Source organism: Streptomyces sp. NPDC051322, assembly GCF_040689485.1.
Taxonomy (GTDB): domain Bacteria; phylum Actinomycetota; class Actinomycetes; order Streptomycetales; family Streptomycetaceae; genus Streptomyces.
In genome coordinates this window covers 85,999-101,426 of sequence record NZ_JBFBAK010000009.1, presented here as the reverse complement: position 1 = coordinate 101,426, position 15,428 = coordinate 85,999, and the positions used below count along the sequence as shown (strand labels likewise).

At 68.1% G+C, this 15,428-nt stretch carries 14 protein-coding genes and 1 tRNA gene; 10 read left to right on the top strand and 5 right to left on the bottom strand.

What is annotated here, in order from left to right; translation table 11 throughout:
- The first annotated feature begins 201 nt into the window (after positions 1-201).
- On the top strand, positions 202-1,497 hold the full coding sequence (locus AB0436_RS21590; RefSeq protein WP_366469531.1) for a cyclopropane-fatty-acyl-phospholipid synthase family protein: 1,296 nt from the start codon (positions 202-204) through the stop codon (positions 1,495-1,497).
- Between the two features lie 79 nt (positions 1,498-1,576).
- Here AB0436_RS21590 and AB0436_RS21585 read toward each other — a convergent pair whose 3' ends face one another.
- Together AB0436_RS21585 and AB0436_RS21580 are read right to left on the bottom strand one after the other, a co-directional pair.
- Complete coding sequence (locus AB0436_RS21585) at positions 1,577-4,105, bottom strand: ABC transporter permease (protein ID WP_366469530.1); 2,529 nt, start codon at positions 4,103-4,105, stop codon at positions 1,577-1,579.
- Between the two features lie 58 nt (positions 4,106-4,163).
- Positions 4,164-4,934, bottom strand: coding sequence for an ABC transporter ATP-binding protein (locus AB0436_RS21580; protein ID WP_366469529.1), 771 nt, complete (start codon positions 4,932-4,934; stop codon positions 4,164-4,166).
- A 532-nt stretch (positions 4,935-5,466) separates the two neighbouring features.
- Here AB0436_RS21580 and AB0436_RS21575 point away from each other — a divergent pair.
- A tRNA-Leu gene (locus tag AB0436_RS21575) sits at positions 5,467-5,550 on the top strand.
- A 357-nt stretch (positions 5,551-5,907) separates the two neighbouring features.
- Complete coding sequence (gene cutA, locus AB0436_RS21570; RefSeq protein WP_366469528.1) at positions 5,908-6,231, top strand: divalent-cation tolerance protein CutA; 324 nt, start codon at positions 5,908-5,910, stop codon at positions 6,229-6,231.
- Here cutA and AB0436_RS21565 read toward each other — a convergent pair.
- The 3 genes from AB0436_RS21565 to AB0436_RS21555 form a co-directional block, all read right to left on the bottom strand.
- A complete protein-coding gene (locus AB0436_RS21565; protein ID WP_366469527.1) occupies positions 6,228-6,812 on the bottom strand; it encodes a haloacid dehalogenase-like hydrolase in 585 nt (194 codons plus the stop codon). The genes cutA and AB0436_RS21565 overlap by 4 nt on opposite strands.
- 135 nt (positions 6,813-6,947) lie before the next feature.
- Entirely contained in the window at positions 6,948-7,547 is a 600-nt protein-coding gene (locus tag AB0436_RS21560; protein ID WP_366469526.1) for a 2'-5' RNA ligase family protein, read from the bottom strand.
- Between the two features lie 34 nt (positions 7,548-7,581).
- The gene (locus tag AB0436_RS21555) at positions 7,582-9,042 is read right to left on the bottom strand and encodes a helix-turn-helix transcriptional regulator (protein WP_366469525.1); all 1,461 of its coding nucleotides are present in this window, start codon (positions 9,040-9,042) and stop codon (positions 7,582-7,584) included.
- A gap of 388 nt (positions 9,043-9,430) precedes the next feature.
- Between AB0436_RS21555 and AB0436_RS21550 the strand changes: the two genes are divergently transcribed.
- From AB0436_RS21550 to AB0436_RS21520, 7 genes are all read left to right on the top strand, one after another.
- The gene (locus AB0436_RS21550; protein WP_366469524.1) at positions 9,431-9,772 is read left to right on the top strand and encodes a hypothetical protein; all 342 of its coding nucleotides are present in this window, start codon (positions 9,431-9,433) and stop codon (positions 9,770-9,772) included.
- An 877-nt stretch (positions 9,773-10,649) separates the two neighbouring features.
- Positions 10,650-11,225 (top strand): hypothetical protein, encoded by a 576-nt coding sequence (locus tag AB0436_RS21545; protein ID WP_366469522.1) that lies wholly within the window; start codon positions 10,650-10,652, stop codon positions 11,223-11,225.
- Between the two features lie 8 nt (positions 11,226-11,233).
- On the top strand, positions 11,234-11,884 hold the full coding sequence (locus tag AB0436_RS21540) for a hypothetical protein (RefSeq protein ID WP_366469521.1): 651 nt from the start codon (positions 11,234-11,236) through the stop codon (positions 11,882-11,884).
- A gap of 87 nt (positions 11,885-11,971) precedes the next feature.
- Positions 11,972-12,799 (top strand): hypothetical protein, encoded by an 828-nt coding sequence (locus AB0436_RS21535; RefSeq protein ID WP_366469520.1) that lies wholly within the window; start codon positions 11,972-11,974, stop codon positions 12,797-12,799.
- Positions 12,787-14,331 carry a radical SAM protein gene (locus AB0436_RS21530; RefSeq protein WP_366469519.1) on the top strand — a complete coding sequence of 515 codons (1,545 nt, stop codon included), beginning with the start codon at positions 12,787-12,789 and terminating at the stop codon, positions 14,329-14,331. Before AB0436_RS21535 ends, AB0436_RS21530 begins: the two co-directional genes overlap by 13 nt.
- Entirely contained in the window at positions 14,328-14,984 is a 657-nt protein-coding gene (tmk, locus tag AB0436_RS21525; RefSeq protein ID WP_366469518.1) for a dTMP kinase, read from the top strand. Before AB0436_RS21530 ends, tmk begins: the two co-directional genes overlap by 4 nt.
- Positions 14,981-15,424, top strand: a complete 444-nt coding sequence (locus tag AB0436_RS21520) for an NUDIX domain-containing protein (protein ID WP_366469517.1) — start codon at positions 14,981-14,983, stop codon at positions 15,422-15,424. Before tmk ends, AB0436_RS21520 begins: the two co-directional genes overlap by 4 nt.
- The last annotated feature ends 4 nt before the right edge of the window (positions 15,425-15,428 follow it).

The window sequence follows — 15,428 nt, the reverse complement described above, 5'->3', positions numbered from 1 at the left end:
CGGCTTCAGTAGTTCAGGTTCCCGTCCGAAGGGGCCGTCCGCCATCCGTGGTGCGGGCGGCCCCTTCGGCGTTCCGCGCGAAATGTATATGTATCAACCATGGATTTTACGGAGCCGTTACGTGGTATGGGGACTTCAAGGGCAGGTATTCGTTGTTCTCCTGCTGTTGAGCCTTTTCCCGTCTGTACGGAGGTGTGCGCCATGGCCGACGCCGCGCTGCGGCTGACCACTCTCGCCGAGGACCTGCTGGGAGCTCCGCTCCCGATAAGGATCCGGGCCTGGGACGGCAGCGAGTCCGGACCTCCGGGTACGCCCGTTCTGGTGATCCGGCATCGCCGGGCACTGCGCAGGTTGTTGTGGAAGCCGGGCGAGCTCGGACTCGCCCGCGCCTGGGTGGCCGGTGAGATCGACGTGGAGGGCGATCTGTACGCGGCCCTGGAGCTGCTGGCCGGACTGATCTGGGAGCGCGACGACGAGCAGGACGGGAAGCGGCCGCTGCACCCGCTGCTCGACTCGAGGCTGCGGACGGCCGCCCGCGGGCTGCTCGACCTCGGCGGCGCGCTGCCCCCGCCGCCCCCGCCCGCCGAAGAGATCCGCAGACGCCGCGGGCCGATCCACACCAAGCACCGCGACAAGCAGGCCATCAGCCACCACTACGACGTGGGCAACGACTTCTACGAGTTGGTGCTCGGCCCTTCGATGGTCTACTCGTGCGCCTACTGGGCCGACGACTCCACCCTGGAGACCGCCCAGCGCGACAAGCTCGACCTGGTCTGCCGCAAGCTGGCGCTCGAGGAGGGCATGCGACTGCTCGACGTCGGCTGCGGCTGGGGCTCGATGGCCATCCATGCGGCACGCGAGTACGGCGTTCAGGTCACCGGTGTCACCCTTTCGCGTGAGCAGGCGGCGTACGCCCGTAAGCGCATCGCCGACGAGGGGCTCACCGACCGGATCGAGATCCGGGTGCAGGACTACCGGGACGTCAAGGACGGTCCGTACGACGCGATTTCGTCGATCGGCATGGCCGAGCACGTCGGCTCGGTCCGCTACCGGGAGTACGCCGACGATGTGTTCGCCCTGCTGAAGCCGGGCGGCCGGCTGCTCAACCACCAGATCGGCCGCCGCCCCGAGCGGGACGAGTCCGCCTACGAGATCGACGGCTTCATCGACGCCTACGTCTTCCCCGACGGGGAACTGGCGCCGGTGGGCCGCACGGTGGCGACCCTGGAGGAAGCGGGCTTCGAAACCCGCGACGTACAGGCGCTCCGCGAGCATTACGGGCTCACCCTGCGCCAATGGGTGGCCAACCTGGAAGCGCACTGGCAGGAGGCGGTACGGCTGACGAGCCCGGGGCGGGCCCGGGTCTGGCGCCTCTACATGGCGGCGTCGGCACTGGCCTTCGAACGCAACCGGATCGGCGTCAATCAGATCCTGGCGGTGAAGACTCCGGTGGAAGGCGCGTCGGGGGTGCCGCGCCGGGTGTACGACTGGCGCTGAGGAGCTACGCACAGGCGGGGCCGGCCCGGAACATCGTCCCGGGCCGGCCCCGCCTGCGTATCCGCGGATCCGCGTACGGCTACTCGGTCTTGATCGCCGTCAGCATGTTCAGCCGGGCGGCGCTGCGGGCCGGCCACAGCGAGGCCAGTATCCCGACGAACGCGGCGAGCAGCAGGAAGACGCCGATTCGCGTCCACGGCATGACCAGCACGTAGTTCGGGATGCTCGACTTGATCGTCTGTCCGATCGCCCAGGCGAGGAACGAGCCGAGCCCGATGCCGATCACCGCGCCGAAGACCGATATCACCACCGCCTCCAGCCGGATCATCCGCTTCACCTTCGCGCGGTCCAGGCCGATCGCCCGAAGCATGCCGATCTCCTGCTGGCGTTCGAAGACCGACATCGCCAGGGTGTTGATGACCCCGAGCACCGCGATGATCAGGGCCATCGCGAGCAGCCCGTACATGATGTTCAGCACGGTGTTGATCATGCCGCCGAACTGGTTGCGGATGTCCTGCTGGTTCCAGATGGAGATGGCGGGGTTGTCGCCCATGGCGTCCACCAGGGCCTGCTGGTTGGCCTTGCTCTCACCGCCGTCCGTCTTCACGAAGATCTGCCGGATGTCCGGCTTCTTCTCGTGCGGGGCCAGCACGTCGGTGGCGACCAGCACGGGGGAGACGAAGTCGTTGTCCTTGTAGACCGCGCCGACGGTCAGCTCGCCCTTCTTGTCGTCGAGGTACTTCACCGGCAGCTTGGTGCCCGTCGTCCAGCCCTGCTTGTCCGCGGTCTTCTCGGCGATCGCGATCCGGCCCCGGCCGAGCGAGTCGAGCGAACCGGAGACGGTGTCGAGGGTGACTACCCGCTGGATGTCGCCGGGGGTGACGCCGGAGACCGACTCGTCCCGGCCGTCGATGACGATCTGGCTGCCGGTCTGCGGTGAGGCGGCGGTGACGCCCTTGGCCTGGTGCAGGGCGGTGACCGTGGCGGGGTCGAGCGACATGCCGTTGGCCATCTCGACCATGTAGTCGCCCTTGAAGTTGTCCGTGGTCATCCGGTCGACTGCCTGGCCCATGGTGGCGCCGAGCACCGAGAGCCCGGTGACCAGGGTGAGCCCGATCGCCAGCGCCGAAGCGGTGGCCCCGGTGCGGCGCGGATTGCGCACCGCGTTCTGGCCGGCCAGCTTGCCGGACACCCCGAACAACCGGTGCAGCAGCGGCCGTACGACGGCGATCACCGGGCGGGACAGCAGCGGGATCAGCACGATCACGCCGATCAGTGCCAGGAATGCGCCGGCCGCGATCATCATCCGGCCGCCGGACCCGGCCGCCGCCCCCGCGACGATCACCGCCGCGCCCAGCAGGGTGATGACACCGCCGATGGAGTTCCGCCACACGAGGGACTTGGTGGTCGCCGGGAGATGGGCGCTGCCCATGGCGGCCACCGGGGGGATCTTCGCCGCCCTGCGGGCCGGCAGCCAGGCGGCCAGCATGGTGATCACCACGCCGACACCGAACGCCGCCAGCGCGGTGGTGGGCGCCACGACCAGCGGACCACCGGGCACCTTGGCACCGAACGCGCCCATCGCCGAGCGCAGCCCCACGGCGAGGCCGATGCCCAGGCCGAACCCGATCGCCGATGCGACCGCGCCGACCACCAGGGCTTCGGCGAGTACCGAGCGGGTGACCTGCTTGCGCGAGGCGCCGACCGCACGCAGCAGCGCCAGCTCCTTGGTGCGCTGGGCGACCAGCATGGTGAAGGTGTTGGAAATCAGGAAGATCCCGACGAAGAGCGCCACACCGGCGAAGGCGAGCAGCAGCTGGCTGAGACCGGACATGCCCTTCTCGATCTGCTTGGCCTGGTCGTCGGCGAGCTGCTTGCCGGTCTGTGCGTCGGCGTTCTTCGGCAGCAGCGGCTTGACGTCGGCCAGGATCCGCTGGGCCGAAGCGCCATCGGCGGCGGCCACGTTGACGTCCTCGAAGTAGCCCGGCTCCAGATACAGCTTCTGCGCCACGGCCGTGTCGAAGAGCACCAGGCTGCCGCCGGCGCTGACCGCACCGTCCTCGGTGTCGAAGATGCCGGCGAGCTTGTACTCCCGCACCGGCCCGTTGGTGGCGACCCGCACGGTGTCGCCGACCTGGTAGCCGCCCTTGTCGGCGGTGGACCGGTCGAGGGCGATCTGGCCGTCGCGCACCGGGCCCGAGCCGTCGGTGAAGGTGTACTGGCTGTCCTTGCCCTGCTTGTCCGGGGCGTAGTTGCCCCCGGCGTTGGACCAGCCGTTGCCGATCAGCTTGCCGTGCTGGTCGGCGACGCCGGCGAAGCCGGAGACCCGGCCGGTGGCGGAGGAGACCCCGTCGAGGCCACGGATCCGCTCCAGCGTCTTCGCGCTGACGCCGGGGTTCTGGTGGGCGCCGCTGTCGTCGCTGTACGAGGTGACGGAGACCGCGACATCGTCGTAGCTCTTGGCGGACTGGTTGCGGAAGGCGTGGCCGAGGGTGTCGGTGAAGACCAGGGTGCCGGAGACGAAGGCCACGCCGAGCATCACGGCGAGCAGCGTCATCAGCAACCTGGCCTTGTGCGCGAGCACGTTGCGCAAGGCGGTACGGAACATGGTGTGGTCAGTCCTGAAGTTGTGGAGGCGTCCTGCGGGGCAGTGGAGTGAGCGGGTGTCAGCTGGTCCGGCCCCGGGCGTCGAACTCCTTCATCCGGTCGAGCACGCCGTCGGCAGTGGGGGTCAGCATCTCGTCGACGATCCGGCCGTCGGCGAGGAAGATCACCCGGTCCGCGTAGGCGGCGGCCACCGGGTCGTGGGTCACCATGACGACGGTCTGGCCCAGCTCGCGCACGGAGTTGCGCAGGAAGCCCAGCACCTCGGCGCCGGAGCGGGAGTCGAGGTTCCCGGTCGGCTCGTCACCGAAGATGATCTCGGGCTGCGAGGCCAGCGCGCGCGCCACGGCCACCCGCTGCTGCTGGCCGCCGGACAGCTGGGTGGGCCGGTGCCTGAGCCGGTCCCCGAGGCCGACCATCTCGATGACACCGGCCAGCCACGCCTGGTCGGGCCGGCGGCCCGCGATGTCCATCGGCAGCGTGATGTTCTCGGCCGCGGTCAGCGTGGGCAGCAGGTTGAACGCCTGGAAGATGAAGCCGATCTTGTCCCGGCGCAGCTGGGTGAGCTGCTTGTCCTTGAGCGTGCTGAGCTCGGTCTCCCCGATCCGTACCGAGCCGGAGCTGAAGGTGTCCAGCCCGGCCACGCAGTGCATCAGCGTCGACTTGCCGGAGCCCGACGGGCCCATGATCGCGGTGAACTCGCCCTGCCTGAAGTCCACGGTGACCTGGTCCAGGGCGACGACCTGGGTCTCACCCTGTCCGTACACCTTGGACAGTTCGACGGCGCGTGCGGCCACCGCGGTGGCGCGGCTGGCGGTGGTGTACGTGGTCACGGTGAAGCTCCTGTCGGGGCGGTCTGCGGGGACTTCTTCATCCTCGCTGCCGCCCGGCGCCCGGACGTCCGTCCGCATGCCCGTTCCCGGGGCCGCCTTGAGACTGACCGGGCAGCCGCCGCCTCCTCCTCGGGTATGACCCGGCCCCCGAGGCGGCCCTCGGCGGCAGCTTCTCAGTGCGTCCCGGTCCGGCGTGGCGGTGCGGTGCTGCCGCGGGGCACCAGCCGGGCGCGAGTGTGACCGGCGTCACCCTCCTGATCCGGCCACCCTGGGCACGCACCCGCTACCGCGCTGCGTCAACGACCGCACCGGACGGCCCGCACCGTCCCCCTGACCGGGCGGCGACTTTCCGTCATTCCTGTACTCCCGGGTACGGCGCTGTCACGGCACGTGGCAAGTGCCAATGGCGTTCCCGCCTACTGACGAGCCCTCAGGCACCAATAAAATAAGACAACATCGGGATCTTATTCGGCTGACCGGGGGTCACCTCCGGATAGGCTCTGATCTCGCGTAACGCGGAGCCGCGCGCCTTGCCCGGATGGTGGAATGCAGACACGGCGAGCTTAAACCTCGCTGCCCTCTCGGGGGCGTACCGGTTCAAGTCCGGTTCCGGGCACCTCGCCGAGCACCGAGGCTGAGCTGCATGAACGTCCTGTTCCCGCCGACATTCTCTGTATGGCCGGAGCGCTGCAGAGTGAGCGGTTCGATGACGAGGAATCGGCCGACGCTCGAGCTGTCGCTGGGTGGGGGCTTCGCTGTCCCTGGTGCGGTCGGCTCGCCGTGCCCGGCGCCCCGGAGCGCGGCCGGGCTCCGGGGCGTCTGGTGCTGTCGTCTCAGGCGCACGCCATATCGCTGGGCTGTCCACAATCCAGCTCGGCTGCTTGGATCGTGTCGAAGGCGCCTTGCCCCGTTGAGCGGGGTGCCTTCGACATTCTGTGGGCCGGTCAGGCGCCTGCTGGTTAGGCTCCCGCCCATGACTGATTACGTGCAGGTATCCACGGCCACGGAGACGAAGCAGCAGGCAATCGACCTGGCAGGTCCGGCAGTCCAGCAGCGGCTCGCCGCGGGTGCTCAGATCATCGGACCGGTCACTAGTGTGTTCTGGCACCTGGGCGCGTACGGCACAGGGGAGGAGTGGCAGCTCCTCCTCAAGACGACGACGGACCGCTACCCGGAGCTGGGGGCGCACCTTTTGGCGCATCACCCGTGGGACAACCCGGAACTGTGCGCCGTACCGATCGCTTGGGGTGCCGAGCGGTGTAAGCAGTGGATCAGCGACTCTGTGAAACAGTCCTAGCCGGCCGTTTGCTCCAGTAGGTCCCGGACCGCGGCGAGACCCGTGTGGGGGCGTAGCTGGTCGAGTAGCGGGGCGATGCGCTGCCGCGGTCGGATAGACGCGATGCCCGTTGAGAGTTCGAGCGCGCGGCCGACCATCGCGGCTGCCTGCTCGATCTCGCCGGCTGTGAGGTAGGCGTCAGCGAGCCAGGTGTCCAGACCGAACACGTTCAGCTTGATCTCTGCGACTGAGCGGACGTTGCCGGACACCACGGTCTGCCTCACGTTTGCGGCGGCGAGGGCCTCCAAGGCTGCCGCCGCACCGGCTAGTGCGGAACCCCGCTCCCGCAAATCCTGCAAGCGCGACAGGTGTTGCTCGGCGAGAGCTTGCGCGAATCGCTCGAAGTCTCTGCGATCGGTTGTGAGGCCATGCAGCTTCGCCGTCTCTCGGAAGATCACGGCCTCCGTGATCCCGTCGATGGCCGCTTGTTCCCGCACGGGCTCACCGGTCACCTGCTCGAATGCCGCCGCGGACAGCTCGCGCCCGACGCCGCCAGTCGCGATGAGTGTGTGGTCGATGTCCCACAGGAGCAGTCGAGGCATGCGTCGCCCCTCCCCAAAGATTGATCACAAAATCTGCCATGTCGTGGAAGGCTCCCAAATCCAGTTCGGCTGCGGGTCGTGTCGAAGGCGCCCCGCTTCCTTGAGCGAGGCGCCTTCGTCCTGTCTGGGAGTTGGTCAGCCGAGGGGCACCTTGGCTAGTGACTCCCACTCATACATCCGGTTGTCGCGGTGGATGGTGATCAAATCGGCGTGGCTGATCCGAGCCCGCGCGGGCTTGATGTCAGCTGATGCGATGGCCTCTTCGAACGGCATCTTGGGCCCCGTCGTGTTGCTGTAGCCGACGGAGACATGCGGTGTGAAGCCCTCGGCCTTTTCCGGAACTTCGGTGAGGACTTCACCGATCGATGCCCGGATGGCGTCTCGCACCGCACGGACGGGCCTGTCGGGCTGGACGGGAATGAGGATCGCCTCGGGGTCGACGACTGGCCTGGACAATGTCACGTCGAAGGTGGGGACAGCGGCCAGGCGCTCTCGTGCGGCGAGGACGATCGCCGTCACGTCCGCCTGGTCGACCTCGCCGACGAATCCGACGCCCTGCATGGTCAGGTGCAGCCATTCGTCGGGGATGGGGTCGATTCCTTCCATGGGGGCCAGCGCTGCCCGATACTGCGCTGCAAGACGGTGGACGTCGTCCTGGCCGTCGAAGGTGAGGTGCCAGGTGTAGAAGCGGCGGCCCACAGTCCAGCCGGGCCGCCACCACCAGTGATCGCGCATGTGCTCAGGTCCTGAGGTCATGCTCGAGATCCAATCAGCCCGCCGCCTCTCCTGACGAGAGGGCCAGTTGCTGTGGTGCGGAGTCGGAGCACCAGTCAACGATGGTTCGCCGGACAGCGGTGGTTGCGTTGGAATCCGCTACCGGACGGCCTGTCATGGTTGCTGCCAGCTCGCGCATGCGTTGCGTGACTGGCCCCATTCTTCGCTCGGCGGGCATCGCGAGTACTGGCAGCAGTGCTTCCATGACGCCTTCGGGGTGACCGCAGTCGAGGAGGGCTGCGGCCTGGCTGATGTGAATCTGGGCCTCGGTGCCGTACGCGCGGATGGGCTGCGAGGCCATGAGGTCCAGAGCTGTCTGGGTCTCGGCCAGAGCTGCCTGCGGGCGCCCGATCCGCAGGTGTACAGCTGCCGCGTAATTCTCCTGGCGCGCCTGTGGGCAGGAGAAAAGCCCGCCGACGTCATCGCCTCCCACAGCGTTGTCTCGGGCCTGGATGGCGCGGGTCAGCGCGCCTTCGGCTTCATCGACAGCGCCGAGGATGGACCAAGCATCAGCTTCCTGGCAGGCGAGGAGCGCGCCCACGGTCCCGTCGACGGTGACGAGCGCGCCACGCCGGGCATGGTTCACCGCGTCGCGCAGTCGGCCGTCCCACAGGGCGACCTTGGAGCGGGTGGAGCAGACCCAGGCCCGGAGCGCTGCGTGGCCGGCGTTCTCTGCGCAGAGCCATGCGGTGCGCCCGTGGGTGTCGGCCGCCCGCAAGTTTCCGAGGTCGGACGACATCCAGGCGAGGAGCCCGCACAGGTAGCCCGCGGACACGTACAAGTCGGCCGACTGGCGGGGCGGCTGGTGCCCTTCAAGGAGGCGGAACACACGGTCGCGGAGCTCGCGGGTGCGGCGGAACATGAGCAGGGGATCGCCGGTGAGGTAGTCGCCGGCCAGGGTCTGGACGTCGGCGAATAGCTGTTCCAGGGCAATGTCGCCGACGTTGGTCGACTCGGCCCGCTGCGCCCAGCTCGCGGACTCCGCAGCAGCTGCGAGGACCCGGTCGGGCGCCGGCTCGGGGGCGGCTGAGTGGACGACTTCCTGTGACTGCTGCGTCTGCTCGGGAACGTGGTGGTCGAGGACCCGGAGGTCTCCCTCGGGGAGCGCCCGGCGGTCTTCGATGTCGAGCAGGTCCTCGACTGTGCAGCCGTATGCGACGGCCAGGGCGGCGAGGACGTGCAGGGTGGGGCGGCGCGAGCTCGGCCCCGGCCATTTTTCCCACTTGGCGACGAGGGAGGCGTCTGCCGCGATGGCGGGTCCGGGGGCGGTGGACAGCCGGTCTGCCGCTTTCTGCAGGGTCCAGCCGAGCGCGTGGCGCCATGCTTCCCGTGGGCGCATGCGCCAACGGCTGCGCATCTCGACGGCGATTTGTTCCGTGGTGAATCCGCAGGCTGTCATTTCGTGGCGCAGGGCCTCACGGTCGGCTTTGCTGCCCTGCGGTGGTGGTGGAGTCATCAGCTCTCCCTGCGTGCGGGGGGATTTGCTCACGGTAGTCACTACGTCACTCGTACGGCAGCGGGTCGGCGGTGCTGAGGTCGCTGGACGGTCCACAAGGTGCCCCGGGTTGAGAGATTTGTGCAGGTCAGGGCGTTGTGGGATGACCAGAAAAGTTGGACACTGCTGCCCGCGACAGGAAGCCTGGCCGTTGGGACTGTTGAGGGGCCATCAGGATCAACGAACCCCGGGGGCTCCCGTGCAGACCACGACGGACGCAGAGATCACCAATTGGCTGTGCAGAGCCGGCGCGAGTCCTGCACGGTTCCGGCAGGAGTGGCAGGACGGAGGCATCGCACTGCTGCCGCTAGGACGGAGATTCGCCGCGGTCCGTGTCCCGGCGGAGGTCGTGCACGCTGCCGTGGACAGCGACGAGCCGGACGTCGTTTCAAGCGTCCTGGCCGCGGCCCTGGACGGTCCGGTCATCTGCGACCAGAGCAGCCACCGCTACTACGTCCTCGTACCACCTCGAACGACCGCTACGTGGGCCGTGCCCAACACGGAATGCCTGGGTGCGCCGACCTGGCTGGGCGTACCCAGGATGGGCGAGAACGGCCCCGGATGTAGGCGGGTCACGTACTGGTCCGTGCCGATGGTGACCGCTGGCCAGCTGTGCGGCCCTCTCCGCTTGTCGCAGTTGATCCGGGTCGGCCAGTTCCGTGTGGCCCGGCAGATGGCGGACCAGCTGTGAGCCCCAAGATGCGCGGGAGCGCCGGGCGTGCGCAGAGCGCCACGACCATCGAGTACGGCGTGGTCCTCGCCGAGTGGTCCAGGTACCTGGACCACACAGCGACGTGCGAGGAATGCAACGTGACCGGTCAGCACTGCGCCAAGGGCGCGGATCTGAGGGCTGACTACCGGTCCGCCCAAAAGGTAAAGGCGTGATGGTAACGAAGGGGCTGCCAGCTGAAGCACGCGTGGCGGTCACTGAGCAGACCAGCGCGGCGGGCGATGTCCTGGACGTGCCTGTGTCCCGTCACCCGGGTTGCCTCCACACGTTGTCGCAACCGTCCTGTTTCGGGTTCCTCGCGTTCATCGGGCTGCTCCTCGGGGGGTGCGGAATCGCAGATCTCGTCCACTGATCCGGTCATGAACTCCCGGGCCTTGCTCGTCACAAGTCCGGCCCGGGCGGCGTGGCTGCCCGACGGCGAGTAGCCCGGGCGGCTACCTATCAGCGCGCCAGGGTCGAGGCGGCGTCGACCCCCGACCGCAAACGAGACGGCAATCCACGAAGGGGGCGCAGTGCAACGGCAGGTGTGGGTCCTCGGTGAGTGCTGGCGGTGCGATGGCGCCGGCGTACCGGTGATGTGGCTCGGTCCAGTCCATACCGAGGTCTACGGACAGGGCCCCTTCTGTGCCTGTGAGCCGTGCCTCCGTGCCATCGAGGCGAAGGTCGCGGCGTACGCCGAGCGACGCGACATCCCGGCCTAACAGAATCCCGCCCCTGGTCAGCTGCTCCGCCCTCGCCGCAGGGGCGGCCAACCAGACCCGTCGATCCGTGGAGGCCCACGTGACCGCCGGACCCGCATCAGGCCCGAAACGATCCGACTCAACCAGGGAGGCACCTCGTGGGCGTCTTACTTCCCGCCTTCGTTGACCAGCTACTAGAACAGGGCCGAGACCCTGGCGGCATCCCCGACATCCCCGTAGCGGCCGCTACCGGATGGCTCGCACCTCTCACCTCTCGCATTCTGAGCGTCCTGGACACCGGCACGTACAGGTCGGCGGGCGCATTCCTGGCCCATGGCTATACCTACCTGCCTGTGCTGGCGAAGGCCGACTGCGGGGTTTACCTGCGCGTGGCCGCCAAGTCCAGCATGTCGCCATGGCCGGTGGACGCGCCTTCGGTTGTCCTCGTGGTCGCTGGCACTACTGCGATGGAGATGTATCAGGAGCCCGACGACCTGCGTGGCGGACGCCCGCAGTACGCGCGGAGCTTCGGCGCCGAGCAGGTGTTCGCCGTGTATCCGGGCGCCCTATGCGCGACACAGAGCAGCGACGACGGCCTCCAGATCCTCGCCACCAACCGCCCTCCAGCCGATGCGGACGAAGCGCTGTCCGGAGACGAATTCGCGGCCGCCGCCCGGCGGGCCCGCTGGATGCTCGAAAGCGTCGGCAGCATGCCGGCGGGTGGCCGATGCTGAGTACTGAGATGACGTGGCTCGACCGGGTGCCGTCCCTGGACCTTGATGACCTTCGCGAAGTGCAGCGCATCAGCCGCGGACTGCTGGACCGGCTCGCCGGGGACCGAGAACTGCTGACCCGGCTCGTTAACGAGGTGCTGCACGATGCCGAGCGCCTGGACAACAGCCGCGTCACGCTGTTGCTCAACCGGCTGTCGCTCTACCAGGCCCCGGACCGTGGATTCGAGATCCGCCTGAACCTGAACCCGAGGCCCGACAACCAGCAAGTGCCGCACGATCACTGCTACGCCTTCGCCACGCGCATTCTCACCGGTGGTTACGTGCACGTGGTGCGCCGCCGAACCAACGGATGGGACGGACCTTTCAGCGACACCGACCTCGAGCCCGCCATCGTGACCATCGAGCGGCCCGGCAGCGCGTACACGCTCGGTGATGCGATGGTCCACCAGGCCGTGATGGAGCCGGACACGGTGACCCTGTTTGTCCGTGGCCCGCGCCGCAAGAAGGTGTCCCATGCGGTCGAAGCGCTGATGCCTTCGCAGGCGACTTGGCCGGCGCCCGCTGCCCCCGGCGAGGAGCCGGAGGAGTCTCGCCCGGCCACGCTGGGCGAGTGCCTGGCAATGCGCGCGTATCTCGTCCAGCAGCGCCTCATCAACTGATGCCCCTTTTCTCGTAGCTGCGGCGCGTCGCACTCCCGTGACGCGAGAGGCTACGGCGAACCGACCGTGCAACACGAGGAGCATCCGATGACGAGCGTCCTGACGACTGAACACCCCGCTTGGCACATCCACGACGGCGCATGCGCGCGTGCCGCTCGTACGGCGTCGGGCATCTGGGCCCTGTCCCACGACCGGGATGGCGCGCACGTGCAGTGCGTGCACGGCTCCGAGGACGTGAAGCCCGAGTTCATCGCCACGGACCCCGCCTGTCTGCCAGCCGCTGTTCCCGCCGCGCTCCGGGACGGCCTGAACAAGCTCGGCGTCACTCAGCGTCTGGCGAATCCGTGGCTGTGGGACGCGATCACGACTGCGATCCTGCGGCAGGTCGTACGCGCCGACCAGGCCCGCAAGCTCTACCGCAACTGGTGCAGCACGTACGGCACCGGCGTGACGGGATCGTTCGGCACCCTCGCCGTCGCGCCCACTGCCGGCGACGTTCTCGCCCTGACCGACCAGCAGTTCGCCGACGTTGGTGCGAAGTTTCACCGGACTGCCCTCAAGGCGGCCGCTACGTCCTACGAACTCCACCACACCGAGTGGGAGGAGCTGGACGCCCCCGACTTGGTCGTGGCGCTCACCAGCATCCCCCGTATCGGCCCATGGACCGCAGCAGCTGCGGCCGCCGATTTCACCGGCGATTTCAGCATCTACCCGCACGACGACCTCGCTGTGCGCACCTGGGCCGCAAAGATCGCCCCCGCCTATCCCTGGCCCGACAAGACGGGAAAGGCATTCGGGCCCATGTGGACCGGCTGGGCCGGCACCGACCGCACCGCCTTGCACACCCTGACTCTCTCGACCCTCACCTGGGGCTCCCACGCCCCCGCTGACCTGGAGGACCCATGCGGAACTTAACGCTGATCTCGGGCGCCGACGACGCTCACACGCTCGACGCCCTGTTCGTCAACGCGCCGCTGCGCGACTACGGCTTGCGGCCGCGAACCAACGACTACACGCTCCCCGTGCTCGGCATGGCGTACATCGCTACGTACGCCCAGCGCTGCGGCTTCAACGTCGGAATCCTCGACGCCGAGGCCCACGGACTGGGCATTGCAGAGACAGCGAAGATCGTCAACACGGCCGCGCCGCGCTGGGCCGCGATGAACCTCCTCGCCCCCACCTACGAAATGTCCGCACGCACCGCAGCCCAGCTCGATCCTGATATCGCGCTCATGGTCGGCGGCCATCACGCCAAGGCCATGCCGGACCGCATCCTCGCCGACCGGCGCATGACCAACCTGCGGGCGCTCGTCCTAGGTGAGGGCGAGCTGCGTGTAGCCGCCCTCCTGGAGGACGAGCAGCGCCGCCGTGAACTGCCCGGAGTGATCTGGCGCGATCGTCTCCTCGGTACCCGGGCAACCGGCATCCCGACAGACCCCAGACTGAACGCCCGGATGCTCGGTCCGGACATCAACGCCCTGCCGTATGTGAATCGCGCGTTCCTGCCGCAGGACCCGTACCAGGCAGCGCCCACCGAGACGGACCGGCGCCTCGCCGGGAGCCGCGGGACCGTACTCCTCAAGGGGGCGGCCCGAACCGGTCACATGGAGGCCAACATCGTCGGCAGCCGCGGCTGCCCGTACAACTGCACCTTCTGCGGGGCCGCCGTGAGCGCCAACCCCGATGTCAAGATCCGCGTCCGTGACCCCGAGAACATCATCAGCGAACTCGACGCGCTCCACGACGAGTACGGCGTCACCGCCTTCCGGTTCGTCGATGACCTGTTCCTCGGTGTCAGCCGTGTCATCGAAGAGCAGATGGCGGCCTTCACGCGCCACAGGATCGGCGAGCGGTACGTGTGGGACGCCACCGGCCGCATCAACGTCCTCGACCGAGTCTCCGACAGCGAACTGGATCGACTCGTCACGAACGGACTGCGGGAGGTCGCCCTGGGCATCGAGTCCGGCAGCGATCGCATTCTGCACGCCATGGACAAGCGCATCGATGCAGAGATGACCGAGCGCGTCGCCCGCCGCCTGGTCGAGCACGGCATCGGGGTGAAGGGCTATTTCATCCTCGGATTCCCCGACGAGAGCCACGACGACATCCAGGCGACGGTTCGTCACATCCACAACCTCTGGAACATCGCCGACAACAGCCCCGGCGACATCCGAGCCAGCGTTTTCGAGTTCCGCCCCTACCCCGGGACCCCCGTGTGGCAGACCCTCACCGAAGCCGGCCACGACCCCGACACGCTCCTCGCATACGGCGACGTCGACCTGACCGAAGACGGAGCCGACGAGTCGATGCGTCAACGCGACGAGTTCAACTTCAGCGTCGGCATCCAGTTCGGAGACGTCCCCCTCACCAAGGTCCGCTCCACCTTGGCCACGCTCACCCGCGAGCAGCACGAACGGAACCAGGGCCGACAGGAGGCCGCGGCATGAAGTCCAGTCGCACGGGCTTCTTCGTCACCGTCGACGGCCCCAGCGGTATCGGAAAATCCACCACGGTTGACGAGCTCCACTCCCGCCTCGGCGCTCAAGGCGTCCCAGCCCTGCGAACTGTCGAGCCGTCCACCAGCGACCTGGGCGAATTCATCCGCAAGAACGCCAACCACATCCATGGGATGGCGCTGGCTTGCCTTGTCGCCGCGAACAGGTACGAGCACATCGACACCGACATCACGCGAGCGCTGCACGGAGGCGACCTCCTGATCTGCGACCGCTATCTGGCGTCAACGCTCGTCCTTCAGCAGCTGGACGGCGTGCCGCTGGAGTTTCTCCTCGCGCTCAACAAGCACATCGTGATGCCCGACCTCGCCGTGATTTTGACGGCGTCCCCCGGCAAGATCGCGGAGCGCCTGGCGGTACGCGGCGTAACCCACCGCTTTCACCTTGATCCGGCCACGCCGAGCCGGGAAGTCGACTTGTACGTCGACGCCGCAGCGCATCTGACCGATAGGGGCGTGAAGGTGCTGGTCCTCGACACGAGCGAGGCCACCCCATCGGAGGTCGCGAGTCGAATCGCCGACGAGATCCCGCCCCTGCCGCTACCGTCGGTGGCCTCAGCCACCGGCCCGACCCCCCAGGACTCATGAGCGCACAAGCAGCACAGCCCGTCATTGACACCCACGTCATCCTCCGCGACGGCGACAAGATCCTCTTCTCGCAGCGAGGCGGCCCGTACGGGTACGGGCGATGGCACATGCCGTCAGGCAAGCTCGACCAGGGCGAGCCCCTGACCGTCGGTGCCGCGCGGGAGTTGTACGAGGAAACCGGGATCACCGCCGACCCGGCTCAACTGCGCCTCGTGCAGGTCGTGCACCACCGTCAGGACGAGCAGGTGGAGCGGATCGGTTTCTTCTTCGAGGCCACCGATTGGGAGGGGCAGCCGGTCAACAAGGAACCGGAGAAGTGCCTCGCACTTGAGTGGTTCACCGTGCATGACCTGCCTGAAGACGTCATCGAGTACCCGAAGGCCGGTCTGCTCGGCTACCTCGACGATGCTGGCCCGCTCGTCGAACACAGCTGGCAATAGCGCA